Annotated in this window: 3 protein-coding genes; 1 reads left to right on the top strand and 2 read right to left on the bottom strand. The window is 20.7% G+C overall.

Annotated features, from left to right (window positions below; genetic code table 11):
• The coding region (locus ACRDDY_RS02100) for a YveK family protein (RefSeq protein WP_438563318.1) at positions 1 to 661 on the bottom strand (661 nt) is incomplete at its 3' end.
• Between the two features lie 547 nt (positions 662 to 1,208).
• Positions 1,209 to 2,249 carry a hypothetical protein gene (locus ACRDDY_RS02095; protein WP_438563317.1) on the bottom strand — a complete coding sequence of 347 codons (1,041 nt, stop codon included), beginning with the start codon at positions 2,247 to 2,249 and terminating at the stop codon, positions 1,209 to 1,211.
• Between the two features lie 215 nt (positions 2,250 to 2,464).
• Here ACRDDY_RS02095 and ACRDDY_RS02090 point away from each other — a divergent pair, with 215 nt between their 5' ends.
• Entirely contained in the window at positions 2,465 to 2,683 is a 219-nt protein-coding gene (locus ACRDDY_RS02090; RefSeq protein WP_438563316.1) for a hypothetical protein, read from the top strand.
• The last annotated feature ends 67 nt before the right edge of the window (positions 2,684 to 2,750 follow it).

The raw sequence follows: 2,750 nt of genomic DNA, 5'->3' as shown, positions 1-2,750 counted from the left end.
GAATAGCCCCAACTAAAGGTATATTTAAAACTTCTGTTACATCTGATTCACTTTTGAAAGTATTATCTAAATAATCTAAAACTAAAACTATACCAATACTTAATATTAACCCTACTAAAAACCCTAAAATTGTATTTTTGGGTACATTAGGTGATATTGGATTAGTTGGAACTTTAGCTTCTAAAACTATTCTTAAATTACCAGTTGTTATTATTTCTTTAGAATAGACCATGAACTCACTTACAACAGCATCTATAATCGGTTTAGTCTTTTCTTTATTTTTATTGCTATAACTTATAACCATAAACTGATTACTTTCAACTATAGATAATCCCCCTAAAATTTCACCTGTGGTTGCTGATAAATTTTTATTTTTAATAACTCTTTCAATAAAGTCTGGATTATTCATCAATTCTATATAGGTTCCCATAAGTTTACTGTATAAATCTAATTCTTGACTGGAATAATTTTGCCCCTCTAACCCCTCTTTTCCAACAAAAACTTTCATTGTTGATTTATAGGTTGGCTTTATTACAAAGGCACTAAAAAGCCCTGTTATAGCTGTAATTAAAATAGTTGTTATAATAATTAATTTCCACCTTTTCTTAAAGGTATAAATCAATTCTTTAACATTTAAAGCTGACTGATTCTTATTATCCATAGTTTCCCCCCATCTTTTTATAAACTCTTCATTCCACATTACCCCAATTATAATTTACATTTATTTTAACAAATTTCATTTTATCCTTTAATTACCATATGATAATTTACATTTACTATCTACCTAATACAATAAAATACATAATAAAAATATTTTTTATTAATTTACCTTTTTAAATAACTATTTTTCACCACAATATAGTAATATTAAAAAACTCCAAATAACATTCCTTAAATTTCATTAAAAAATTATTATTTTTGTTGTAAACCTTTATATATGTATATATTATGTCTATTTATAGAAATTTCTAATTCCTCAAAAAATCCTATTAAAAAAATTTAATTGAAAGGAGGGTTTCTAAAAAGATTAGATACCCTCCTTTTCTAAATTTGCTCACTATCTAAATAGTATAGATAGTTGCTATTTATACCTAATTATTATTAATAAACCTTATTTTCATCTTTTTTCCTCTGAAAAAACAAATTTTTATTATAACTTGTATTTGCCTGCAAAATAATCTAATACTTTCTTTTATATAAAAATATATTTATTTTTTATATAATTCACTTTTCCTAATATATTTAATAATTTTATTAATAATTTTTTCCATAATTCTAGTTATTTTTGTTGGATATGTTTTCAATAAAACTGCTATTTCTTTTTTCTTATACCCTTTTCTAATCATTTTTATTATAAAAACTTCTTCTACTGACAATATATTATTTTTTATCAATTCATCTAAAATTTTATTTAAATCTTTTACTAGAATACTTATTTCATTATCCGGATCAAATTTTTTATTTATTGCAATTAATGCTTTTAAATGATTAAAATTATCCCATTGAAATAAATCTAAGCTCTGTTTTTTATTGTTTATAATATCTTTTGTTAATATTAAGCCAAAAGTTCCTTTCAAATTATTTTTGCATAAAATCATATCTTCAATTAATTCTTTTTTTTGTTTAGTTAATACATATCTTTTTCCTACTAATTTATTGTCTTTATTTAATTTTATTTTTTCTAATTCATAATTTATTTTATCTAACATTTTTTGATAATCTTTTAATACACTTGAACAATAGTTATCTTGTTGAAAATCTATATCAAAAATTTGTTGTTTTTTCTCTTTCTTATTATAATTATTCTTTTCTAATAAATAATTTATTCTCCCTGTACCATCATCATTTTTAATTTTACTATTAGAATTTCTAAATATTTTATTTTCTAAACTTTCCTCTTTCTTTGTTCGTTGTTTAAATTCTACAATATCTATATAAAACCTTTCATTTAATGCTTTCATTTTTCTTTCTTCTCTAATTTCATTTGCTCCTAAAAGATAATTAGCCATTTTCTCTAAAGTTAAGCACACATCATTCTTTTCTGATAATTCATCTTCACTAGATAAATTACAATTAAAATAATTATCAAAATAAAATTCAAAAAATTTTATTTTTTTTTCTTTATCTTCTAATAATTCTTCAATAAATTTTTTTCTTTCTGCTAATGTTTTTTTATTATAATTTAAATTTTTAAACTCCCTTAATTTTCTTCCTTCTATTTCACCATAAAATTTTTTTTGACTAATCATACCAACTCCCCCTTCTCTTTTTGTATTATACAAATTTAAGATATTTAATTCACTTTTGAAGCCCATCGTGTACTTCTTCAATATTTTTTGTATAATACTTAAAATAAACTTTTAATTTAAATACTACTACATAATTTTTTTATTAAATAAAATTTTAGGAAGTGTTTTAGGCAAATATAATACTTAGTTTAATGAAAGGGCTTTAAGGGGGATTTATGGAACTATTATTTGATAAAAACTTAAAAAATACTTTAACTACTAATACTGTTGAAAGTTTAATCTATATGATAAAATTTAATTTAGAGGAATTAGAATTAATTTTAGAATTATTAAATACAGAGAAATATAGAAATAATAAAAATTTAGAAAAAAAATTTTACGTTATTCTTTTTAAAACTAAAAAATATATAGATAGTTTAAATAATTACATTTAATTAAATAATTATGTTTATTATTTACAGTTCTTTTCTATCATTATATAATTATTGATAAATGTATAAA

The sequence above is a fragment of the Clostridium sp. genome, assembly GCF_051656525.1.
Taxonomy (GTDB): domain Bacteria; phylum Bacillota; class Clostridia; order Clostridiales; family Clostridiaceae; genus Clostridium.
Note: the sequence above shows the minus strand (reverse complement) of the source record. Positions and strands in the feature narration are given on the sequence as shown.